The sequence below is a fragment of the Nitrospirota bacterium genome (genome assembly GCA_015233895.1).
Classification (GTDB): Bacteria; Nitrospirota; Thermodesulfovibrionia; order Thermodesulfovibrionales; family Magnetobacteriaceae; genus Magnetomonas.
The window spans coordinates 118158-141067 of record JADFXG010000004.1 but is presented as its reverse complement, the minus strand read 5'-3'; the positions used below and the strand labels follow the sequence as shown (position 1 = coordinate 141067).

Genomic DNA, 22910 nt, shown 5'->3' with positions numbered 1-22910 from the left:
CCATTAAACGAAATTCTATTTTCTAAGTATCAGACTTAGTGCTTAAGTCTGGGGGAGCTACAGCAGATTCCTCCGTGCCTTTGACGATAGAAATTACCTTTTCATGATATAAAAACACAGCGTTTTTTGTTTCCTCATCAAGTGCGGGATGATTATTTAACATGGAAATTATTTGCTGCCCTTCAGAGTCAATCTGTTTTGTCAGGTCATCCTTAAGAATGTGCATAGTTTGCAGGTTGTCAACCACCTTATTTACATCTGACACAAAATTCCTTATGAGGTACACATCCCTGTCCCGTAAGCAGAGCCGCTTTGACAGGTCGCCGGCAAGGATTGCCTGGATTTCGTTTATAAGCCTGCTAAACGGGCTTAAAATCCTGTATGTAAAAAGCATCACAAGAAAAATGGCGACAAAGCCGTAACTCAGAAAAACGACAAAAAACGCTATAACGCTCTTGTTACTGAAAGTAACCTCAGCGCCGCCATGCACACCGGTGTATTTAGCCACAATGATGGATGTAATGACCAATAAAAACACAGCTCCTCCGATAAGCAGAGCAACCACAGTGCCAAAGTTCGCTATTAACGGTGAACGCTTATAATTATTGCCATCAGCCATAATCAATGGTAACATAAACAGAGAAAGATACGCAAATGTCAAGTAAAAATAAAATTTTATGTTAATCCTCCATATTGAACGGATGACGGCTTTCAAGATAATGCTGTAAAGCGCTTTTTGTTATTCTCCATCTGCCAGCTACCTTTGAGGCCGCTATATCGCCTATCTCAACAAGCCGGTACATGGTTATATAACTCAACCTCAGCATCTTTGCTATCTCATCAAGAGTGTAAAACTCCGGCCCCTTAGTTAACTCAGTCCTTATTTCGTCAATCTCAAAAAATGATTCAATTTCCCCTGAAGTACTCATTACCTCTTAGCCTCCTTTATCATTTTTAACTGTCAAACCGTTGCAACGCCCCCAAGCGTTGATTAATACCTTTGAATTGTATAAAATACATAACAGTCAGGGTTCTGACGTTTATTGAAATCGGAACAGATACGACATTGAATGCTCTATCCGTGTCGTAAGGAGTTGTTAAGGCAACTGCAAATATTAACTTAAAAATATAATACATGTTTCGTATTAGGAACAAAGTGTCAATATTTGCATTCATAGGCATATTGTACTGTATTAGGAACAAAGTGTCAATATAATTTTTATGTTTTGGATTGATTTTTTATGGATTTAAAAAAAAGAATAGGTGATTACATAGCCCAGCTGATGGCTCAATATCAGCTGACGTACAGGATGCTTTCAACCGTGTTGGGAATAAGTCCTGGCAGGTTATCGGGATATTGTAAGGCAAAAGAACTGCCTCGTGCCGATATTTTAATAAAACTTGCCGATATTGGAGGAATTACGGTTGACGACCTTCTTAGGACTGACAAACCGCCTGAGCATAAGGAATTTATGATAGCTGCAACCGGCATGTCCAGCGTGATACCTGCTAACAGCTACATATACAAAAGCGGTGATATGACGGATGCACAAGCGGCTAAGGTTCATGATTTGGCAGAGGAGATAGTGGAGCTTGAAAGAGAAACCAGTGGAAAGCCAAAAAGCCTTGCAGCTGTGTATAATGCCATCAGTAAGCACTTTAAAGTTCATTACTACAGGCAAATAATGGAGACAGAATTTCAAAAGGCTGAGTCGTACCTGATTAGATGGAAGGGCAAGTTAAAAAAGGCAAAAGCTGCACCTGATAAGGACATTCTATTGCGCAGAAAAAAACGATGTTCGGACATTTTGGCTATAACTAAAAAAGAGCTGGGCTGGACTAAGAAGGGGCTCGACAATTACATATACGAAATTTATGGAGTCAACTCAATAACCGATCTGGAGGATAGTCAACTGGAGCATCTGTACTCAAAGGTGTCGGCAATGAGAGGTTGATATAATGTTAACTTCCAAAAGGAACTGCCTTTTAAAGTTGATGCCACCTATAGCGATACTACTTTCCATAGCGGGAATATATTTTCAGGTTGTACATTTTGATTTCATCAACTACGATGACCCTGTTTATGTAACCAACAATCCTCTTGTACTAAATGGATTAACTACGGGGGGTTTTATACAGGCATTTAAAACAATGACCAATGGATATTGGTCTCCTTTGGTTGATGTTTCAAATATGTTGGCAGTCTCTCTGTTTGGTTTAAGTGCCTATGGCCACCATCTTATTAATGTTGTGTTCCATGCGGCATCATCTATAGTGCTGTTTTATGTCATGCAGGGATTATTTAGGACTACCGGCATCAGTTTATGTACAGCTCTTGCTTTTGCAACACACCCGATGCACGTTGAGTCGGTTGTATGGATTTCAGAAAGAAAAGACGTGCTATATGCACTTTTCTTTTTCCTTTCCATACTCCTGTATCTTTCTTACGTAAAAAAACCGTCTGTCACAAAATACAGTTTTACATTAATTGCTTTTATTTTCTCCTTAATGTCTAAACCTATGGCAGTATCTTTGCCATTAATACTGCTAATTATTGATATATACCCGTTAGAAAGGTTTAAGGACAGAGATAGCAAACTCTCTGTAATTTACGAAAAAATCCCTTTTTTCTTTTTTTCAACAGCAATTTCTGTTGTAACATACCTAGCGCAGAAAAGCTCAGGAGCGATTGAAACGGCTATACCGATTAGTTTGTTCACACGGCTTGGTAATGCCATGACTTCACTGATAAAATACATATCAAAACTATTCATTCCGGTAAACATGTCTATCTTGTATCCATACGATCTTAACATTGCATTTTGGAAAGTAGTGGTTTGCTTGATTCTTGCAACTGGAATAACATTTACTGCTCTGTATGGCTTCAAAAAGCGGAAACAGCCTTACATTTTTACCGGCTGGTTTTTTTATTTAGTTACAGTGTCTCCGGTTATTGGTATAGTTCAGTCGGGTGCTCAGTCTATGGCAGACAGATACACGTATGTATCCTATGTCGGACTGTTTATAATAATTGCCTTTCTTGTGTCAGAGTTGACGGAGAGATTTGCAAAGTACCATGTCGCTGCCATATTTGCTGTCATCGCAATCCTATTTTTTATGTCAATTTCATTCAGGCAGGTTTCTTACTGGAGAAATTCTGAGACAATTTTAAGGCATGGCATTTCGGTAACGAAAAACAACTATGTGTTATACAACAATTTAGCCGATACCCTGCTAAGACAGTGGAAAATCTCTGAGGCTGTGAGCAATTATTTATCGGCGATTTCTATTAAACCTGACTTTGCTGATTCCAGAGCCGGCATAGGGATTGCGTACATGTATGAGGGGAAAATTGATAAAGCTCTTGAAAACTTAAATCTTGCTTTACAGTTAAACCCTCGCTGCATTGAAGCATACATTGGACTTGGCACAATAATGTCATCAAGAGGGCAACTTGATACAGCGCTTCAGTATTTAAATAAAGCCTTGGCGATATCGCCAAACTCTGCCCTGCTACGTTACAACCTTGGTATAACGTATTTATATACCGGCAAACCGGCAGAGGCTTTAGAAAACCTGCAAATATCAGTAAATCTAAATCCCTACGATGCAAAAGCACATTTTTATCTTGGAAATGTTTATGCTTCAACCGGTAAATTAACAGAGGCAGAGAGTGCTTATCGAAAAGCTCTCCGGATACAGCCCGGCTATCCTGAGGCAATGGTTAACCTTGGCAATGTGCTTATTTATGAAAAGCGATTTGATGAGGCGGTTAATGTTTTCACAGCGGCTTTAAATATATCCCCCGTGTCTGCTGAAGCCTTTAACGGGTTGGGGAGCGCTCTTATGCTAAAAGGAGATATACAGGGTGCTATAAAATCCTTTGAAAAAGCCATTTCAATACGGCCGGATTTTAAAGAGGCTCTCACTAATCTTGCAATTGCAAAGAAAAAGGCTGAGAGGGTCGGCAGATGATAGAAGTGGCTTTTTACAAATAATGGCACTACTTAGAAACATATCATTTCTAACGGCCTCACAAATAACAGAGAAAATTTTAAGTCTGCTTATTATTGTGTTTATTACAAGAAAACTCGGCGCTGCTGAGTTTGGCTTGTACTCGCTTACAATGTCCTTTGTCGCTCTCTTTTACTATTTTTATGACGGCGGGCTTCAGACATTTTTAATTAAAGAGATTGGAAAGACCAGAGCAATTGACAGGAGATATTTAAATAAAATCATTACGTTGCGTATAGTTCTGTGTGTGTTTGCGGTAATCGTTTCTCTCACTACGGCATATGCAAGTGGATATGGCGTACAGGAGTTTTACGGGATACTGATTTTTTCACTTTCTACGGCGTTTGTCTATACATCATCAATTCTGAGAGCTCCGTTTATGGGCATTGAAAGAATGGAGGTCGAAAGTGGTATAACAATTACATTTAGATTCCTAAGTGCGGCAGGCATTTTGCTGCTCCTGGTGTTTGGCGTAAAAATGCCTCATCTGATGCTTCCCTATCTGTTTTCGGGCGCCTTAGTAGTGCTTATGTCTGTGTTTATTTTTAAACGGTATTTTCATAATTATACGACAGATGGCGACAGCAGCAGTATTAAAATGTTGGCAATTTTAAGAAAATCCATACCGTTTGCCTTAGCTGCCTTTATGGGTGAGGTGATTTTTAATATTGACAAGGTTATACTTTCAAAGTATGAAACTCTTGCCACCGTTGGATTATATAACGGAGCCTACAAAATAGTCCTTGTCGGCATGTTTATCCCAAGCGGTTTAACAATGGCGGCTTTTCCAAAGATGGCAAACCTATGGGCAGCAAAACGTGGCTCTGTCGGAGATTTCATTAACCAGCTGACTAAACCGCTTCTGACTCTGGGCTTATGTATATCATTTATCGCTACGGTTAACTCAGCCGAGGTGATTGCCTTGTTATTTGGTGCTAAGTTTTCAGACAGTGCCGGTATGCTTATGTATTTGATATGGATTGTGCCGGCTGTTTTTCTTAACCATCTAACGGACATAACGCTTCAGGCAACGGAGAGACAGTGGTTTGCGTGTGTTTCCATGACTATTGCAGTTTCAATTAATATAATATTAAATTTTTTTCTGATACCTATATTGCATGGCTTTGGGAGCGCCTATGCCGCACTCATTACGATCTACAGTGTTTTTATTGTCCGGATGTATGTAATTAATAAAAATACAAAAGGTGCTTTCAACCTGCTGCTCTACTTAAAACTGATACTTATAACTCTGGTTTGCGGCTTGCTGTGTTATATTATAAAGGGATTTTTACCGTGGATAGCGGAGGCTGCGGTTGGTGTTGGAGCGTTTTTTTCACTTATATACCTTACTGGATGCGTTACTAAAGAGGATATAAGATTTCTTAAGGATATTAGAACGTAGGGGCGGATGGCATTCGCCCATGATATGACAAAAAAGGGCGACCAGCCGGTCGCCCCTACAAACGGAGATTAATAAAACATATGAAATACAGCAAGGAGGGGCAGAGTCGTAAATCAATGCGTTTGAAGGGATATGATTATTCTCAGTCGGTGGCATTTTTCATAACAATATGCACACAAAACCGCGAGTGTTTGTTTGGTGGAATGGCAAGTGTGAACGGAAATCATGTAGGGGCGAACGGCGTTCGCCCAGAAATAATATTGAACGAATACGGAATAATAGTACGGGATGAATGGGTTAAATCCACCGAACTCCGCTCTGAAATAGTATTAGACGAATTTGTAATAATGCAAAACCATTTTCATTGTATTGTGGTTATTAATGCAATGGGCGACCCGCCGGTCGCCCCTACGAGAAAACACAGTGGTCCAAAACAAAAATCAATCGGTTCTTTGATTTCAGGTTTTAAGTCCGTCACAACCAAAAACATAAATAAATTGCGCCAAACATCGACAACTCCTGTATGGCAACGTAACTATTATGAACACATCATCCGTAATGAGAATGAATTAAACATAATCAGGGAATATATTCAAAGCAATCCATTAAATTGGGATTCTGACAGAGATAATCCACGCTGTAATGTTAACGACATCCACGAAGAACTGGATTTCATAATTAATTACGATATAAAATACCGCATGGAGAAGGAATAAAAAGAGCACAGGGGAGGGAAAGCAATGACTGACAAGACATTAGCCGTTTTTGAAAGTAAAAAAATTAGGCGTTATTACGATGAAAAGACAGAGACATGGTATTTCTCGGTAATTGATGTTGTAGAAGCGCTTTCTGGTTCAATAAATCCAACCGATTACCTGAAAAAACTCAGAAAAAGGGATATAGAATTAGGCGCCTATCTGGGGACAAATTGTCCCCAGGTAGAAATGGTAACAGAAACAGGCAAAAAGAGAAATCAACAAGCAGCGGGGACAAGTAGCGGCTAAAAAATATATGATAAACACCCATGAAATCCAGCATCGTCAATCAATGCGTCTGAAGGGATATGATTATTCTCAGGCAGGTGCATATTTTATAACATTATGCACACAAAACCGTGAGTGTTTGTTTGGTGAAATTAATAACGGGAACATTGTTTTAACCGATGCGGGAAAGATGATTCAAATGGTATGGAATGGTATTCCACAACATTATTGTGGATTTTGTGTTCATGAAAATATCGTTATGCCGAACCATTTCCATGGAATAATAGAAATTGTAGGGGCAGGCCCCTGTGCCTGCCCTGATAATATCAACGGACAAAAATTAAAGAATGGGCAACCACAGGGGGTTGCCCCTACGTTATCGGATATTATGAATCGATTCAAAACGATGACGACAAAAAAATACTCCGACGGTGTAAAACAAAGTGGATGGATGCCATATTCCAGTAAATTATGGCAACGCAATTATTACGAACACATCATCCGTAATGAGGATGAATTAAACAAAATCAGGGAATACATTCAGGGCAATCCATTAAATTGGGATTCTGACAGGAATAACCCATTATGCAAGATTAATCCACCCGCACAGGTAGGGGCGAATAATTATTCGCCCTTTACTCTACAACCCTATGACTAAAACCAAAAAAAATCCGCTAAACTACGGTTACCTCTACCTAAACAAAAAGGTTATCATATTATTAAAATTAATTGATTTACTAACCACCCCTCTTTTCAAAAAAAGAAATATACCGGAACACATCAATAAAATCCTCATTGTCAAACCCGACCATGCCGGTGATGTCCTAATGATGACATCAGTTCTGCAGCTTATCAAACACACTTATCCGTCCTGCCAAATTGACGTCCTCTGCGGCAGTTGGGCGGTTGAGATACTAAAGGGCAATCCCTTTATCAGAAAAATCATAAAGCTCGATCATTTTATGTTAAACAGAAAAAGCAAAAATTTTCCGGCAAAAATTATAAAACATGTGTTTGATTATTTAAAGGCGCTTATGATATTACGTGTAAAAAAATACGACGTAGCTTTTGTGCTGAGAGCTTATGGCGGTAATTTGCTCACTCTCCTTCGTCTGGGAGGTGTCAAATACATAGCAGGGCATTCAACAGGAGGTTTTGGTGAGCTTTTAGACTACAAAGCCAAATGGACACTGGGTCACCATGAGGTGGAACACTACCTTGAGGTACTGAATGCTGCAGCTATTACCTCCAAACTGAGCGAACTCCAGTATGAACTCTACACGGAATCTACTGATGAAAAAAAAGTTACCAACATAATTAATAACACAATCGGCGGCCCCTTTGTGGTTATCCATCCCGGTGCGGGGGATACAAGAAAGATGCTGTCACCGGAGTCATGGGCACGTATAATTGAGAAAATAGAGTTGGCATACAAAATAGTGTTTACAGGCACAAATTCCGAATTGCCGTACTTTTCGGATATAATACAGCACATGCAAAGAGACGCTGTTAACCTGATGGGAAAGTTAAGTATAAGGGAATTATATCTCCTTTACAAAAAAGCTGAATGTATATTTACGGTGGAATCACTGAGTGCCCATATTGCCGGATGCGCGGGTGTGAAAACAGTAGTGTTTTGTGGAGGCATTAACGACATCTCCCAGTGGCGGCCACTGGGCCATAATGTGGAAATTGTTAGAAAAACCATAGACTGCTCACCGTGTTTAAGTGGCTGCGCTAATATGGATTGTATGAAGCTATAGCACTTAAAATAAGATGCGGAGGTTTACTCAATAACATAAGATTCAGGTAAAACGAGTATGGGTTTAGTAAAATTATTAGTTCTTATAAACTTAGCAAACTCAGCTTTTTTTGAATTTTCGTCTGTACAATGGAAATAGACTATTCTATGTTTACTCAAGTCAGTCAACTTCAACTTATCAAAGCTCTTAGGTGTGCGATAGTTGTGAAAGGCTGAAAGTATGGCGCATCTTTCAGGTACAGAAGTGTTTTTACAAATAATACTTGCATTTGGATACTTATCTAAATGTTGATCTATAATCTTATCAGCTTGAATAAACTGAGCATTAGCTTCTGCATTATCAGCATTTATATACTTTATGTATTCATAAAAGGACAACGACGAAAGGACAAAAAGCAGACAAACTATGAATTTATATCCGATTGGCTTAATTTTAAATAAATAATATACAAAAATCGGGATAATAAAAAGCATCGGTACAAAATACCTGACCTCATTACCGGTTATTAATTTATCTCCTACCATGGTGACGTTCATAGCAATAAGAATATTGAGCAGTATAGTTAAAGTAACTACAAATTGAACAAAAACAGCAATTCTATGTGTTCTGTTTTTTTTTAATAACAATTTAATGCCAAAAAATATTCCGTAAGATAGTAGCAAAAGAATTATCCAGTTCCACCACAATTGTTTAGCGAAATAAAATATATCCAATCTCCTTAAAACCTCAGTAAAAGGAAGCCGGGGGTCAGCCATACCCTTATACAGAAAAGCTTTTGAGGCACTTATTCCCCAATAAGGAATAAAAAAATTAGCGCCTAATGCCCAACCTGCCAGTAAAGGTGTGCTTACATATTTAATTAAATTTGCAACAAACGGCTTTCTTCTTTTAAGGTAATACAATGATAATAAAATAGTAAGAGATAATGATATCGTTACTAACGAAACAATAATGAAATAATTTTTAGAAATTGAAAAAAACGTAGGATAATACAAAATGGCAACAAATATATCTACAATAAACACAAAGTGTAACAAATATACGAGAAATGTTTTGGCTCCGAAATTTTCCTTGTTAGTGCTTATTACAATATTAAGTTTATCGTATGAACTAATAGATATGCTGATAATCAGGGCAACAGGAACAATCATTGTGGAAAAATGGTTAGAAAAACAGAAACCGATAACGACAAGAGCAGCAAAAAAACTTCTTAAGTGGAATTTGCCGGTATAGATTGCATGTAATATTGGTAGTGCAGTGGGTATTAACAAGATACCGATTGTAAAATTAGGTGCATACCACGAGGTGATTATAAGAGTGATAGCAGGCATTGAGGCAACCAACAGCCCACACAAGAAAACGGCAATAATGTTTAATTTCAAGAGGTTCGCAAAATAAGCAAACCAAACGGCTGTTGCTATTAAAATCAGGATATTGATAATTATCCCGATGTTGTTGAATTTCTGCAGATACCCTGTGACTACAAAATCATCGGGAAATCCCATGAACTTAATTATAATTGCAAATAATTCCTGAAACGAATACATTGGCAAATGAAAAATAGTTAACGGATCCAAAGTAAGCCAATTTAAACCTAAACCATAATTACCTGTAACACAATCACCTGGTGATACGTACCATAGACGTGACAGAATTATCTTGTCGTATGCTATTACAAGAAAAAATGGAATCAGATAAGCGATAGTAGAAAATAAAAGCTGCCTGTGATTAATACGCGCTGGCATTTTCATACAACCTCGTTATATCATTTCCAGAAGGTTTTTTGTCAACTTTTTTGCACATACATACGTAAGCCAAATTGCATCAACACCTATACTCAAATATGTTGCCATACCCCAACAAGTGAGCGTCCGGCTTTATATTTAACCAGAGGGTCAGTTATTTTAGATATAGGAATAATATACTTATCCCACTTATTTATCTGTTGCATTGACGGCATCTCTTGCCTGAAAAATAAGCGATTAGCCAAAGATGCAAGTAATCCAACTGAATCAAGATACAATAACTGCACAGTTTTAAAGGTTTCCGGTATAATCCGCTGAAGGGTTTTTTTGTTATATCTTCTATAATGCCCAACGTTACTATCAAATTCAGAATATAAAATCATGTATGCAGGAACAAGTATAATTAAAAAACCGTTCTTTTTCAATAATCTCTCAACCATTTCTATTTCTTTAAAATCGTCTTTTATATGCTCAATTACATCAATATATATTATAGTATCATACGTCTCAGTTTCAGGCAGATCGGATACAAACATATTTCTTACACTACAATTAGAGGGCAATATGCCATTGCTTATTTTTTGCTTAATTTGGTCAGCAAGCACTGCATCCGGTTCAATACAAACCCAATTATGATGGTGTTTCCGGCACAGAGCCTTAGTTGTTCCGCCTATTCCTGCGCCTGCCTCTAAAACATTATTGCCAAGGAATGGTTCAATTTTCTCTGTAAAATATCTCTTCCAGTTTACAGCTTCATTAAAAATTTCCAACTCTGTGCCAACATATGAATAATCTGCACTCATGTCACATCAGTCACTTTATCGACAAGATAGTCATACTCTTTCTCAATCGTAAAGGAGAGGTTATAGTCTATGTTTTGGAAGATTACAAAGATAAAAAATAAGATAAAGAGCATAGTTTGTAAAATGATGACAAATAATGTCATTACCACGTTTGTTGCCCAGCCTGGAATAGCTAATGTTGTAAAGAACCGAATAAAAACAGTAACAAAAATTAAAACAGAACAAGTCATTGCTACCAATAAAGAAAATAACAACAACCTTATTCCCACTACACCTCCATAAACGGAAATAGCACTTATACCATGCATTATAAGAGCAGTAAAATTCATCTTTGATTCACCGCATAACCTTTTTGCTCTGTCAACAGCAATTTCTATGCGGTTTATCTTTGATTTCATAATTCCCGATGCGTAATGCCGCCATATATCCGAAAGGGTAATAACCTGTCCTAATAATTGGCCCGGAATAATGCTAAAATTACCAATCCGAATACTAACACCAGTCAGGAGCCTGAAAATCATTTTATAAAACAAATAAAAAATCCTAAAAAGATACCCCTCTGATCTCTTATTCCTAAAAGCAAAGACTATCTTTTCATAATTGTTCTCAACACAAGTGTTTATTAATTTATGTAGATCAGAAGGATTATCCTCGCCGTCACCATCCATTATCAATACAGCTTTGGGAGCTAAATTACGATGTATATAAAAAAGACCCATTGCAATGGCCTTTTGGTGGCCTATATTTCTTTTTAATCTTAGTATTTTTATACTCTTTATGTGTGCGAATTCATTAACAGAAAAGCCACTCTTAAAAGAGATAGTGGAGGCGTCATCGACCAGCAAAATCTCGCAATTTTCGGCGTCATTGGCTTCTTTAAGAGCTGAACTGATAAGAGGCAGTAACAAGCTTACATTATCCCAATCATTAAATACAGGAATCACTATAACCATTTTATTGCCAATACTCATTTAGAACTTGCTTAAGGTATTTTTGATGATATTTAAACCGCCTTCAACGTATCTTGTAACATCAGAAGCGCTTCTTATGGACAACAGGTTTTTTAAAACGATTCTGGGGCGAAGGTAGTAACGGTTATAAGCGTTGCGATGTAATTTCAAAAGCTGCTCCGACGTCATTCCCTCAGGGATATAAATAGCCTCATCAGGAAAGTTAAACTCCGGGTAAACCTTTTTCAGATAATAATCAGGGTCAAATTGCCCTGATTTCTGAGCCCTTATATACTCCACTGTGCCAGGTAGCGGTACAAATAATGTAAATGACGCCACATCTATATTTAACTCTATCGCAAATCTTATTGTTGCCTCTATATCCTCAACCGTTTCATTGGGTAACCCCATCATAAGATAGCCGCGAATTGGAATCCCGACCTTCTGAGTGTCCCTGATTACGTTTCTCACCAGATCCAAGGTTATTTTTTTATTCATATTGTCAAGAACTTTTTGGCTGCCCGATTCAATGCCGTAAGCTATAAAGTCACAACCGGCTGCTTTCATATGTGTAAGAAGCTCTTTATTGACCGTATCAATCCTGGCCTCAGCAGACCATGTTGTATTAAAATTCCTTCTGGTTAGCTCATCACATACTGCGTGAACGGTGCTATGGTTACTTAGAAAATTATCATCCCAGATAGCAATGTCCTTTGCTTTATACTTGTCCCTAAGAAGGAAAAACTCCTCAACTATCCTTTCTACACTAAAATACCGGATATTAGTACCGAATAACTTTTTGTTACAAAAAGTACAGGTGCCGGGACAGCCCCTGGAGGTAAAAACTGAATGAGATGGCTGCTTTTTAGATCTTGCACCACTGCATTTATATAGGTGCATTGGTAAGAGGTCTCTTGCTGGCAGGGGAATACTATCCATATCTATGATTGCAGACTGTCTTTGTGTCTTAAAGATTTTGCCATCCTTTAAAAATGCTATATTGTTTACCTGTTCGACATCTTTGTTATTTTCCAGAGCAGAAACCAACTCAAGCATAGTGAATTCACCTTCACCAAGTACGACATAGTCTGCACCATGATTTAATACTGACTCAGGGAGTACATTTGCGTGCGGCCCTCCGACAATAATTGGAATGGACTCTGACTTATTTTTGAGCATTTGTATAATCTGCTTAACGCGCAAAGCATAAGTACTCACTGATGTTATCCCCACTATGTCATAAGAGAGGGCTTTTTTACACAGATCGTCTAAAGAAATCTGCGTGGCAATTCCATCAACGATTTCGCACTTATGTCCATTTTTTAATAAAACAGCTGCAATATAAGCAAGTCCTAACGGTGGTAAAAGGCTCAATGTGTGTTCGGAGCCTCTGCTGCAGTATTCATTCTTGTAAAGTGGAGGTTGTATCAGTAAGATGTTTGCCATTTTTCCCCTTAAATTAACAACCCGCTGTATGCAATTTGTCTCACCCTTAAATTGTAACATTTTGCTTTACAATTACGTCAAGGTTTTGGGGTTAACATTCTCCTTGACTTATGCTCTGCTTTTGTAATAAATTAATAGGAAATATGGGGGGATTTGCAAATAGTGTTTTGTTGTTCTAACAAGAAGAGCCTGATTAATCGGCACTTTATCTATCTATCTATCTATCTATCTATCTATCGCGGGCCGAAAATAATACCCCTCCGTTTGAGCAATCCTGCAGGTTGCACTTCACAGTTTGAGAACTTTTGCCGTTTTAGGATATTTTAGAAGATGAAGGCATATATAAAAAATGTAAAAGATGAAATGTTTAAAAAACACCCTCTTATTCTAATCTTTTATATAATAATTAGCCTGATTGCGCTGGTAATCACTGCCGTTTTGGCAAAAAACGTTACAATGCAAGAGCTTCACGAAGGAGCGTTGGAACAATTACACATATACGAATTCTACTTGTCAGACAAAATAAATAACTACTCTACACAAACGCGAATCCTGTCTGAAAATCCTTCAGTCATAGAGTTTTGTAAGCATCCAACTGAAATCAATAAACTGAATGAATACCTGTCGGTGTTTAATTCCTCTGTTAACGGTGCTGTAACCTATATAATCAACAAAGACGGACTTACGCTGTCATCAAGCAACTTCAAATCTGCTGAAAGTTTTATTGGTAAAAATTATATTTTCAGGGAATATTTTCAGAGTGCAATTAAAGGGAAAGCAAACGCATTTATTGCCCTTGGCGTTGTTACAAATAAACTTGGGTATTTTTCTGCATATCCTGTCACTGATGGTAAAGATATAGTTGGAGTGGCTGTGATCAAATTTGATTTGAAATTTTTTGAGCCGCAAACGCATGAAGTCAAAGGAATATTGCTGCTTGTGGATAATAATGATGTTGTTTTTACCTCAAATGAAAAAGAATACCTGTTCCACAGTATTTATAAATTGTCAGACCAGATTTTACAAAAAATTAAAGACAGCAAGCAATACGGTGCAAATCCATTACCGCCGCTTCCAATAGTGAAATCAATCGAGAAAAATGATTTACATATAGTGACACTCCGCCAAAAGAGTTCCACAAATGATAAATATTCCGATGTTGAATATATTATGGAGGAATCAAAAAGTAAGGAGAGTAATTGGCATATACATTTACTTGTGGATCTTTCATCGGTTAACAAAGATGTTTTCAAAGATATTTTATATGTATTTCTGATAATAATTGTTTTATCTTTTTTGGGTGTATTCAATGCGATGATGTTGACAGATATAAAAAGACGCAAGCAGTGTGAAAAAGGAATTAAGAGTAAAACTGAAGAGTTAGAACGAGAGGTGGAGAAAAGAACTCACAAACTTAGCGAATATACCGCACTTTTGCTAAATGAGATATCAGAACATGTGGACACCGAGGTGGAGTTACTCAAAGCGAAAGAGGCGGCAGAGGCGGCAAATCGGGCAAAAAGCACATTTTTAGCCAGCATGAGCCATGAGTTTCGCACTCCTATGAACGGCATAATCGGAATGACTAACCTTGCACTGGATACTCTCCTTGACAGCGAGCAAAGAGAGTATCTCAACATAGTTAAGGACTCGTCAAACCACCTGCTTAATCTTATAAACGACGTACTGGATTTCTCCAAGATAGAAGCCGGTAAAATGGAAAAACAGGAAACAGATTTTGATTTGCTTAACACTATAAAAACCGCAGTTGAACCCCTTGCAATTACTGCAAGAAACAAAGGGGTAAGTCTTAGTGTTGAAATCTCACCAGATGTGCAAACTGCACTAAAAGGAGATGCCGGAAGGTTGCGGCAGGTGCTGGTTAATCTGATTGGCAACTCAGTGAAGTTTACAGAGCAAGGTGAAATAGAGTTGAAAGTGAATTTAGCTCATAAAGTCTTAAATACAGACATGCCTTCTAACGAAGAAACTCAGATGGTATTTTTTTCAATATCTGATACCGGAATAGGAATTCCGGCAGGAAACTTAGACGGAATTTTTGACAGTTTTACCCGGGTGGAGAGTTTCTCAACTAAAAAATATGAAGGTACAGGGCTGGGGCTTGCGATAGTGAAAAAAGTGGTGGCAATGCTTGGCGGCGATATATGGGTGGAAAGCGAACCTGGCAAGGGCAGTACTTTCTGTTTCACTTCCAAATTTACGGTGTTATCAAAATCTGAGTCAGACACCCCAAAAGTGGAAAAGATCGAATTCAACACAAAGCGCATACTTGTAGTTGACAGCAATACTGCTTTAAGCAAAAAGACAGCCGAAATGATACGCAGCGAGGGTCTTTATGTTGACACTGCTTCAAACGGTTATGAGGCAATTGGTAAGCTTAACTTTTCACCTGTGGAGTATGACATCGTAGTGTTAGATTTCGAACTGGCAGACATGGACGGCTTTACATTTTCTAAAACTGTGAGAGCTTTGAAAAAAATATCGCAGGTTAAAATAATTTTGCTTGTATCTGCCGGGTTAAAAGGAGATGATGCACAGTGTCGGGCTCTTGGCATTTCTGGGTTTATGGTTAAACCAATTTATAAATCTGACTTAATGGAAATACTCTCTTTGCTAACCGAGAATTGGGATAACCCTCTGGCGCCGCTTCTGACTCGCCATATGGTGCAAAGTTCAAGAAGGTCTCTTAATATTTTGGTAGCTGAGGATAACATAGTAAACCAAACACTTGCCGTCAAACTTTTGCAAAAGCACGGGATTATGCCGGTAGTTGTTGGAAATGGACGTGAGGTGGCAGATGTAACAGCTAAAATCCGGTTTGATTTAATTCTCATGGATGTTCAGATGCCGGAGATGGATGGTTTAGAGGCGACAAGGCTTATAAGAAGCTCAAAAGAGTGTGAGATAAACAGAGATGTGCCAATCATTGCAATGACAGCCAATGCGTTAAGAGGAGACCGTGAGCGATGTTTGGAATCCGGCATGACTGATTATATTTCAAAACCAATGGAGGCTAATGATTTATACGCATTAATTAACAAATACACAGCAGGTGTGCAGACAGGCATTGAAATTCCGGAAATCATCCCTGATGATTTTCCTCCGGCACAACATACATTACCGGCTCAAAGGACCTCTGCCATGTCTTTAAACATAAAGAAAACGCTAAAAAGAGTTAATAATGATGAGGTTATTCTCAGAGATATGTGGGAGGCTTTCGTTGAGGATGCGCCGCAACAGATAGAGTTTCTTAAAACTCAGTTTGAAGCGAGAAATTTAGAGGGGTTAAAAAAGCAGATTCATTTGATTAAGGGAATGTCTGCCAATGTTGGCGCTACAGCTCTTAAAAGTGAAGCATTTAGGATGGAGGCGGCTCTCATAAAAATGAATGGCAAATTTGAAGATGAGGCAAAAATTCATACTTTTATAGAAAATATACAGTTTGAATCGAAGAAGGTTTTAGTGGATATGGAAAAGTATCTTGCAAAACCCATGGGTGCAATTCAGTAGAGGTGGCCAGCCGGTCGTCTTTGCTAAGGAGAAACGAGGCATGACTGAACTAAATGAAGGAATATTAATGAAAACTCTGGATTATTGCTATGAGCGCTCTGTTAATGGGCTGCCTGGGCTTGAAACTGCTGAAGAACTTGCTCGGAATTATTTAAGTGGCTGCGGCTCAACAGAGGTAAAAGCAAAGCGGCTTGTAAATATACAAGTAGCCAAGGCGGGAGTTTCAGGTTTTGTTACAGGCATTGGGGGCATCATAACGCTGCCTGTTGCAATACCGGCAAATTTGGCTTCTATTTTATACTTGCAAATCCGTATGATTGCGGCAGTTGCAGCTATGGGGGGCCATGACATAAGGACAGATGAAATTAAATCACTGGTATATCTTTGTTTGTGCGGCAGCGCCTCAGCTAACATTATGAAAGATTTAGGCTTACTTATAACTAATACACAAATGGCGAGCGCTGTAAGGGGAATATCCAGAGTGACAATCACAAAAATTAATCAGGCTGTGGGCTTTCGTTTGCTAACCAGATTTGGACGGGGCGGTCTTGTGAATATCGCTAAAGCAGCCCCTTTAGTTGGCGGTATTATCGGAGGTATTGTCGATGCCATTACTACCAAAGCATCAGGCAAGTTTGCAATTAATTATTTTTTAAGAAACTCGTAAGGATTGAAAAAAATTAATTCATTAATATTTCCTCACTCTTTAGAAAAGCCGTACTTTTCAAGCAATGCGGCCAGTTTTTGCAGATCAATTGGTTTTACGAGATAATCGTTGCAGCCGCTCCAGTAGTATGCATCCATCACTTCTTTAGTAGAATCCTTAGATGTGGTCATGACAATTTTAACCTCTGTATCAGATGTAATTCCCATGCTCTTTTCCTTATCACGAATAGCCTTTAATGCTTTTAACCCATCCATCTCCGGCATTACAATATCAAGGCATATAAGCTCATAAGGTTCGTTATCATCTATGGCAAGATTAAAAACATCCACAGCCTCTTCACCATTTACAGTAACGTCCACATCACCATAGTCCTCCAAAAATCGCTGTAACATTGTACGGCTTGCAAAGTCGTCTTCTGCTATTAGTATTCGCATAATACCCTCCTTTGCGTATGGTGTTGTACGGATGTTTATTAGATTTCTCATACACTTTTAGACAAAAACTCCTTCAATGCCTCAACGGAGCTGGCTGTTTTAATAAGATTTTTGAATTCCTCTAATTTATCCAGAGTATTTACTGCTCTGACTATGTTCATTAAATCCAGTCCGGCCAAGCCAAATTTGAGTTCAAGTCCTAACTCAATTCCCTCAAGTAACCCTTGCCGCTTGCCCTCAAATAACCCTTCCTGCTTTCCTGCAATCAGCCCTTCTTGTTTTCCAGTAATCAGCCCTTCTTGTTTTCCCGCAATCAACCCTTCCTGAAAAAGCGTGCTCTCTCTTACATCAATAGTTATAGGCATATTTTTTACCTCCTTTTTTACTTTGTCAGCCAATTTCCGTAAATCTGCAATGTTCAACAATTTTACTATGTAATCATTCATTGTTTTTATCGGTAATGTGGATAACTTTTCTAAAATTTTGGTTATAGTAACATCCATATTGTCTGAGTTACACAGAAGCGCTAACACCGTATCCTCAGGTTTATCACTCTGTAGCAGTTCAGAACAGTTTATGTCACGGATATCCTTTATCTCGTATGAATATGTACCTATCTCATTTTTCATTTTGTGGGGTTTATTACCTACGTACAAAACAATTTGTCTCGGCATTCTCCCATACTGGCTAAAAATAAGAGCCGAATACAGATACATCCGCATTAACATCGTGCCATCTGAGGCGCTTTGAATCTCTATATGCAAAATGCTGCAGTCAGGCAGCTCAATAATTAAATCCGGTAGCCAATACTGAATGTTTGGCAATTGAATGTCAAGAAACTTCCCGGTCTCATATCCGGTTAGAATTTTAAGAAACTTAGCCGGTATATCTTTTAGTAATTTCTTGAGAGTTAAGTCATACTTTTGATGCACTTTGTCTCTCCTTCACGGCGACCATTACATTATGATAACACAGGGATTTGAGGAAAAGACATTGTTTAAATCACATTGCGGCCTTGAAAGGATTTTCCCATAGTTACCTCATCAGCAAACTCTATGTCTCCACCCATGGGAAGGCCGTAGGCAATTCTTGTTACTACTATTTTATATGGTCTTAGGAGGTTGGCGATGTACTGGGCAGTCATTTCCCCTTTGGTGTTAGGGTTTGTGGCAAGGATGACCTCTGACACTGTGCCCGTTTTCACTCTGTCTGAGAGAGCCTCAAGTTTAAGTTTTTCGGGAGTTATGCCGTCTATTGGCGACAGGCTGCCGTGGAGCACGTGGTAACGGCCGTTAAAAAGGCCGGTTTTCTCTATAACCGAGACGTTACCGGGCTCTTCTACCACACATATTTTACCGCTGTCACGTGAGTTGTCTTTACAAAGCTGACAGGTCTCCTCCTCTGAGATATTAAAACAAACATTGCAAAGACGCGCCTTTTCCTTAACATCCAAAATTGCCCTCGCGATGGATTTTGCCTCATCCTCCGGCATTGACAGTATGTAGAAGGCAAGGCGCTGTGCCGTTTTTCTGCCTATTGTCGGCAGCCGCATAAGCTCGCTAACCAGCGTTTCAATTATTCCGTGTGACATGCTTGATATGCTACTTGCCAAACAAACCGGCAATATCCCCCATTCCGGGCAGTTGAAGTCCTCCCGTTACCTTTGACAGATCATCCTGAACCAGTTCGTGCGCTCTCTTTAACGCCTCATTACATGCTGCTACGACTAAGTCCTGAAGCATCTCAAGATCATCAGGGTTAACCACCTCTTTGTCAATTGTGACTGACACTATGGCGCCTGCTCCGCTTGCAACAGCAGTGACCATGCCGCCTCCGGCACTGGCCTCTGCAGTTTTTTGGCTGGCCTCCTCCTGCATTTTCACCATCTTTTCCTGTAGCTTCTGCGCCTCTCTCATTATATTGCCAAGCATTTTTTTGGACATTATTTCCTCCATACGTTTTTTTTATTTTACTTATCTTTATTTAATGGTTCTACATTTACAAAGGCTGCATCAAAGAGATCCATTGCCTCTTTCACTTTAGGGTCTGAGAGCGCAACCTTCTTTAAGTCAGCCTTGGGTTTAACTGCTTTTGTGTTTTCCTTAAATATCAATTTGTGTTTAGCGCCGGTTAATTTCTCTAAGATCCCCTCCACATATCCGGCCTGTTCTAAAAGCGACTCCTTATACAGCCTCCAACCGGTGGTACTGTAGGTGAGCGTCACAGTGCCCTCAGACACCTCCACTTTTGCCTCTTTCAGCTTTGACCACAGCGGAGGGTTTTCATCACTTATAATATCAAGCAGTTTTTCCCACGGGCTTAATGATGTCTGGGGAGGACTTTTAAAAATTTCTATAGGTGGTTCATCGGCCTCTGGAGCCGTCTTAGCGTTTTCAGCTTTGGGTTGAACGCTGCTATCAAGCATCTTTTCAACTTTGGTTTCAGGTTTTGCGATTTCAACAGGGACACTGTCGGGCATTTCTCTTTGAGGAGATATGGCAGATGGCGCAACTGTAGTTTTACCGCTTATAGATTTAAACTCTTCTATCAACCCTGCAATTGGTCTGAGGCTGGAAAGAAAACTAACCTTTATTAAAACCATCTCAAGCACAATGCGCGTGGAAAAGGCAGTCTTTAATAAACCATCGGCTTTAACGAGTTCACTGAGAAGCACCACTGCCGATTCCTCCGAACAAAGTTTGCGGTGAGGGTTATCCTCCGGTTTTGTGTAAAGCGAAACCAGCACATCTCTGGTGTAATCAATCAGATCTTTGAGAAACGTCTTCAAGTCGTAGCCGTTTTCGTAAAGGTAGTCTATGGATTGAAGAATTGTCTTTCTGTTACCAGTAAATATACACTGAAACATGTCTTTTACGACTTTTTGGTCAACAAGTCCAAGGAGAGTGTTAACGCTGGATGCGGTGATTTCAGGAGATATGGACACGATTTGGTCAAGGAGAGTCAGAGCGTCTCTCATGCTGCCGTCAGCAGCCTTTGCTAATGTTGCCGCTGCCTCAGAGGTTATGCTGAAACCCTCGGAGTTGGTTATATGAGTGATTCTCCCTATGATTTTCTCAGCCGGAATTCGTTTAAACTGTAAGTGTTGGCAGCGGGACAGGACAGTCGGTATAACCTTAAGGGGAGATGTTGTAGCCATGATAAAAACAGCATGCGGAGGAGGCTCTTCAAGGGTTTTAAGAAGCGCATTAAAAGCTGCCACAGAGAGCATATGCACCTCATCAATGATATACACCTTGTATCTGCCGGATGAGGGAGAGTACTTTACTTTTTCTCTGATTTCCCTTGCCTCATCAACGCCGTTGTTGGATGCTCCGTCTATTTCGATAACGTCAAGACAAGAGCCCTCCACAATGGATTTGCACTGTGGGCAGGTGAGGCATGGGGTTGAAGTTGGGCCTTGCGCGCAATTCAGCGCTTTAGCAAAAATCCGAGCGGCTGTGGTTTTCCCTACCCCCCGAGGGCCTGAAAACAGATACGCATGGGCAACCCTTTTTTCGGCAAGTGCATTTTTCAGAATCTTAGTGACAGTCTCCTGTCCTGTTAAATCCTCAAAGGTTTGTGGTCTCCATTTTCTTGCTAAAACCAGATAAGCCAAAAAACACGCTCCGTTAACTCAGGTTATAAGGCAAAGAATCTTTCCTCAATGCAACCGGGCAAAGACTTACTGTGGCACACGTAGCAAGCGCTTACCGCTGCTCCCTTCCGGGCCTGACGGGGTTCACACCGCGCCGTTGCACAGGGCCATTGCCCGACTGCATTGAAGAAAGTTGACATCCCAGAGTTATTTATCAATACCCAACAGACTGGTTATATGGTTTAAAACCCCACTGTTATTTGCAATAATGAGCAAAGCAATGAGTATAAAATTTATCATTATAACAAGCCTGGTCTTTTTAAGCTGAGCAATCAATCTGTCAACCTCAGCTTTTAAATCTGCTTTTGTCGCAAGAACTTTCTTTAACTCGATTAAGATTTCATCAACATCTGATCTTGTGGCGGGTTTTTCAACAATCTCGTTAGCCGCTTTCTTGCTTAGTTCTGCTGCTTTAAGCCTTTCAAACACCTCCAGCATATCAATCTTAGTTGCCATATGAGTATTATACCAAATGCTATTTAAAAATGTAAAAGACAAAGATTTTAAATTTTATCTTGACATTTTGGTGACTTTTGTGTACTATTTCTGAAGGGTGGTTCTGGCGCTTTATTTGCATAGCTGTTATTGCAACTAAACATTTTGGTGATTTTTGTGTGTTTATGTTGTAAAGCTTGAGGGTAGGAGCGTGGTTGATTTAAAAACTGGGTATGTAAATATGCCGGACTATAACCTCTGGTACTCGGTCTATGGGGCCGATAAACCGGGTGTGCCGCTGCTGGTAGTAAATGGAATTGCTCTTTCGCATGACTACATGGAGCCAATTTCTGAGCTTTCCTCAGACAGACCGGTGATTTTTTACGATCAAAGAGGGTGCGGAAACTCTGGTGGAAATGTAAATATCTCAGAGTGGACATTTGACGTTTTTTTTGATGAGATAGATGCGCTCTGTAAAGAGTTGAATTATCCCAAATACCACATATTAGCTCATTGTGTTTCCGCTATGATTTCCCTTTCTTTTGTATTAGACAGAACCCCTGGCTATATAGCAAGTCTGATTATGGCAAGCCCTGTGTTAAATGCTAAAACTCTCACATCGGATATGTTACGGCGGGTGGAGTCGCTGCCTAAAGATGTGCGGGACACTCTTAATAATTGCCGCACTCAGGTGGATTTCACATCAGATAAATATAACGAGGCTATGATGGTTTTCTATAGCCATCATTTCTGTGTGACTCAGCCCTGGCCAGACTGCTTACTTAGAAGTGCAGCCTGTATAAATCACCTGATATTCAGCCGCTTTGTAGGTCAAAGTGCGTTTCATCAGGATGGTGTAATCGCTGATTTTGATTTAACAGACAGACTAAAAGATATAATCCTGCCTGTGATTTATATCTGTGGCCAACACGACGAGATTCACCCTGATACGGTTAAGAATTATCACAGAAACACAAGAGATTCACAGTTTTACGTAATTGAGGGTGCATCACACTGTTATCACATCGAACAAAAGGAGGAATTTTTCAGGATACTCAATGACTTTTTAAATACACACTAAA

19 protein-coding genes, 1 other RNA gene and 3 pseudogenes are annotated in these 22910 nt (G+C 39.3%); 10 read left to right on the top strand and 13 right to left on the bottom strand.

Annotated elements, in window-relative coordinates:
- Positions 1 to 22: 22 nt before the first annotated feature.
- Positions 23 to 634: a hypothetical protein gene (locus HQK88_05355; GenBank protein MBF0616228.1), complete on the bottom strand. Its 612-nt coding sequence runs from the start codon at positions 632 to 634 to the stop codon at positions 23 to 25.
- Positions 635 to 680: 46 nt separating this feature from the next.
- Positions 681 to 929 (bottom strand): helix-turn-helix domain-containing protein, encoded by a 249-nt coding sequence (locus tag HQK88_05350; protein MBF0616227.1) that lies wholly within the window; start codon positions 927 to 929, stop codon positions 681 to 683.
- 312 nt (positions 930 to 1241) lie between these two features.
- On the opposite strand from HQK88_05350, the gene HQK88_05345 reads away from it, so the two are divergent.
- From HQK88_05345 to HQK88_05315, 7 genes and pseudogenes are all read left to right on the top strand, one after another.
- Positions 1242 to 1955, top strand: a complete 714-nt coding sequence (locus tag HQK88_05345; GenBank protein MBF0616226.1) for a helix-turn-helix transcriptional regulator — start codon at positions 1242 to 1244, stop codon at positions 1953 to 1955.
- A 4-nt stretch (positions 1956 to 1959) separates the two neighbouring features.
- Positions 1960 to 3975, top strand: a complete 2016-nt coding sequence (locus HQK88_05340; GenBank protein ID MBF0616225.1) for a tetratricopeptide repeat protein — start codon at positions 1960 to 1962, stop codon at positions 3973 to 3975.
- Positions 3976 to 3997: 22 nt separating this feature from the next.
- Positions 3998 to 5416 carry a flippase gene (locus HQK88_05335; protein ID MBF0616224.1) on the top strand — a complete coding sequence of 473 codons (1419 nt, stop codon included), beginning with the start codon at positions 3998 to 4000 and terminating at the stop codon, positions 5414 to 5416.
- A gap of 80 nt (positions 5417 to 5496) precedes the next feature.
- A pseudogene (locus HQK88_05330) lies at positions 5497 to 6051 on the top strand (transposase).
- Between the two features lie 105 nt (positions 6052 to 6156).
- Positions 6157 to 6387: pseudogene (locus HQK88_05325) on the top strand (hypothetical protein).
- Positions 6388 to 6427: 40 nt separating this feature from the next.
- A pseudogene (locus HQK88_05320) lies at positions 6428 to 6970 on the top strand (transposase).
- A 79-nt stretch (positions 6971 to 7049) separates the two neighbouring features.
- A complete protein-coding gene (locus HQK88_05315) occupies positions 7050 to 8162 on the top strand; it encodes a glycosyltransferase family 9 protein (protein ID MBF0616223.1) in 1113 nt (370 codons plus the stop codon).
- A 23-nt stretch (positions 8163 to 8185) separates the two neighbouring features.
- Here the strand turns inward: HQK88_05315 and HQK88_05310 are convergent, their stop codons facing one another.
- The 4 genes from HQK88_05310 to HQK88_05295 form a co-directional block, all read right to left on the bottom strand.
- Positions 8186 to 9913 (bottom strand): hypothetical protein, encoded by a 1728-nt coding sequence (locus tag HQK88_05310; GenBank protein MBF0616222.1) that lies wholly within the window; start codon positions 9911 to 9913, stop codon positions 8186 to 8188.
- An 86-nt stretch (positions 9914 to 9999) separates the two neighbouring features.
- Entirely contained in the window at positions 10000 to 10710 is a 711-nt protein-coding gene (locus tag HQK88_05305; GenBank protein MBF0616221.1) for a class I SAM-dependent methyltransferase, read from the bottom strand.
- Positions 10707 to 11663: a glycosyltransferase family 2 protein gene (locus HQK88_05300; GenBank protein MBF0616220.1), complete on the bottom strand. Its 957-nt coding sequence runs from the start codon at positions 11661 to 11663 to the stop codon at positions 10707 to 10709. The genes HQK88_05305 and HQK88_05300 overlap by 4 nt, the downstream gene beginning before the upstream one ends.
- A gap of 18 nt (positions 11664 to 11681) precedes the next feature.
- Positions 11682 to 13106, bottom strand: a complete 1425-nt coding sequence (locus HQK88_05295; protein ID MBF0616219.1) for a B12-binding domain-containing radical SAM protein — start codon at positions 13104 to 13106, stop codon at positions 11682 to 11684.
- 330 nt (positions 13107 to 13436) lie between these two features.
- On the opposite strand from HQK88_05295, the gene HQK88_05290 reads away from it, so the two are divergent.
- Together HQK88_05290 and HQK88_05285 are read left to right on the top strand one after the other, a co-directional pair.
- Positions 13437 to 16637: a response regulator gene (locus HQK88_05290; GenBank protein ID MBF0616218.1), complete on the top strand. Its 3201-nt coding sequence runs from the start codon at positions 13437 to 13439 to the stop codon at positions 16635 to 16637.
- A gap of 40 nt (positions 16638 to 16677) precedes the next feature.
- Positions 16678 to 17304, top strand: a complete 627-nt coding sequence (locus HQK88_05285) for an EcsC family protein (GenBank protein MBF0616217.1) — start codon at positions 16678 to 16680, stop codon at positions 17302 to 17304.
- A 32-nt stretch (positions 17305 to 17336) separates the two neighbouring features.
- On the opposite strand, the gene HQK88_05280 is transcribed toward HQK88_05285, so the two are convergent.
- The 7 genes from HQK88_05280 to HQK88_05250 form a co-directional block, all read right to left on the bottom strand.
- Positions 17337 to 17738, bottom strand: a complete 402-nt coding sequence (locus tag HQK88_05280) for a response regulator (GenBank protein ID MBF0616216.1) — start codon at positions 17736 to 17738, stop codon at positions 17337 to 17339.
- Positions 17739 to 17785: 47 nt separating this feature from the next.
- Positions 17786 to 18670: a hypothetical protein gene (locus HQK88_05275; GenBank protein MBF0616215.1), complete on the bottom strand. Its 885-nt coding sequence runs from the start codon at positions 18668 to 18670 to the stop codon at positions 17786 to 17788.
- A 65-nt stretch (positions 18671 to 18735) separates the two neighbouring features.
- Positions 18736 to 19329, bottom strand: coding sequence for a recombination protein RecR (gene recR / locus HQK88_05270; protein MBF0616214.1), 594 nt, complete (start codon positions 19327 to 19329; stop codon positions 18736 to 18738).
- Positions 19330 to 19339: 10 nt separating this feature from the next.
- Positions 19340 to 19681, bottom strand: coding sequence for a YbaB/EbfC family nucleoid-associated protein (locus HQK88_05265; protein ID MBF0616213.1), 342 nt, complete (start codon positions 19679 to 19681; stop codon positions 19340 to 19342).
- 26 nt (positions 19682 to 19707) lie between these two features.
- Positions 19708 to 21354: a DNA polymerase III subunit gamma/tau gene (gene dnaX / locus HQK88_05260; GenBank protein MBF0616212.1), complete on the bottom strand. Its 1647-nt coding sequence runs from the start codon at positions 21352 to 21354 to the stop codon at positions 19708 to 19710.
- 55 nt (positions 21355 to 21409) lie between these two features.
- Positions 21410 to 21507: signal recognition particle sRNA small type (gene ffs / locus HQK88_05255), an RNA gene on the bottom strand.
- Positions 21508 to 21540: 33 nt separating this feature from the next.
- On the bottom strand, positions 21541 to 21849 hold the full coding sequence (locus HQK88_05250) for a hypothetical protein (GenBank protein MBF0616211.1): 309 nt from the start codon (positions 21847 to 21849) through the stop codon (positions 21541 to 21543).
- Positions 21850 to 22039: 190 nt separating this feature from the next.
- Here HQK88_05250 and HQK88_05245 point away from each other — a divergent pair, with 190 nt between their 5' ends.
- Positions 22040 to 22909 carry a proline iminopeptidase-family hydrolase gene (locus tag HQK88_05245; protein MBF0616210.1) on the top strand — a complete coding sequence of 290 codons (870 nt, stop codon included), beginning with the start codon at positions 22040 to 22042 and terminating at the stop codon, positions 22907 to 22909.
- Position 22910 lies beyond the last annotated feature (1 nt).

Bases quoted from the DNA above. Each gene is read 5' to 3' on its own strand.
- HQK88_05295 (MBF0616219.1), bottom strand. From the start codon at position 13,106: ATGGCAAACATCTTACTGATACAACCTCCACTTTACAAGAATGAATAC.
- HQK88_05290 (MBF0616218.1), top strand. From the start codon at position 13,437: ATGAAGGCATATATAAAAAATGTAAAAGATGAAATGTTTAAAAAACAC.
- HQK88_05250 (MBF0616211.1), bottom strand. From the start codon at position 21,849: ATGGCAACTAAGATTGATATGCTGGAGGTGTTTGAAAGGCTTAAAGCA.
- HQK88_05355 (MBF0616228.1), bottom strand. From the start codon at position 634: ATGTTACCATTGATTATGGCTGATGGCAATAATTATAAGCGTTCACCG.
- HQK88_05265 (MBF0616213.1), bottom strand. From the start codon at position 19,681: ATGTCCAAAAAAATGCTTGGCAATATAATGAGAGAGGCGCAGAAGCTA.
- HQK88_05340 (MBF0616225.1), top strand. From the start codon at position 1,960: ATGTTAACTTCCAAAAGGAACTGCCTTTTAAAGTTGATGCCACCTATA.
- HQK88_05285 (MBF0616217.1), top strand. From the start codon at position 16,678: ATGACTGAACTAAATGAAGGAATATTAATGAAAACTCTGGATTATTGC.
- HQK88_05310 (MBF0616222.1), bottom strand. From the start codon at position 9,913: ATGAAAATGCCAGCGCGTATTAATCACAGGCAGCTTTTATTTTCTACT.
- HQK88_05350 (MBF0616227.1), bottom strand. From the start codon at position 929: ATGAGTACTTCAGGGGAAATTGAATCATTTTTTGAGATTGACGAAATA.
- HQK88_05315 (MBF0616223.1), top strand. From the start codon at position 7,050: ATGACTAAAACCAAAAAAAATCCGCTAAACTACGGTTACCTCTACCTA.
- HQK88_05305 (MBF0616221.1), bottom strand. From the start codon at position 10,710: ATGAGTGCAGATTATTCATATGTTGGCACAGAGTTGGAAATTTTTAAT.
- recR (MBF0616214.1), bottom strand. From the start codon at position 19,329: ATGTCACACGGAATAATTGAAACGCTGGTTAGCGAGCTTATGCGGCTG.
- HQK88_05300 (MBF0616220.1), bottom strand. From the start codon at position 11,663: ATGGTTATAGTGATTCCTGTATTTAATGATTGGGATAATGTAAGCTTG.
- HQK88_05345 (MBF0616226.1), top strand. From the start codon at position 1,242: ATGGATTTAAAAAAAAGAATAGGTGATTACATAGCCCAGCTGATGGCT.
- HQK88_05280 (MBF0616216.1), bottom strand. From the start codon at position 17,738: ATGCGAATACTAATAGCAGAAGACGACTTTGCAAGCCGTACAATGTTA.
- HQK88_05335 (MBF0616224.1), top strand. From the start codon at position 3,998: ATGGCACTACTTAGAAACATATCATTTCTAACGGCCTCACAAATAACA.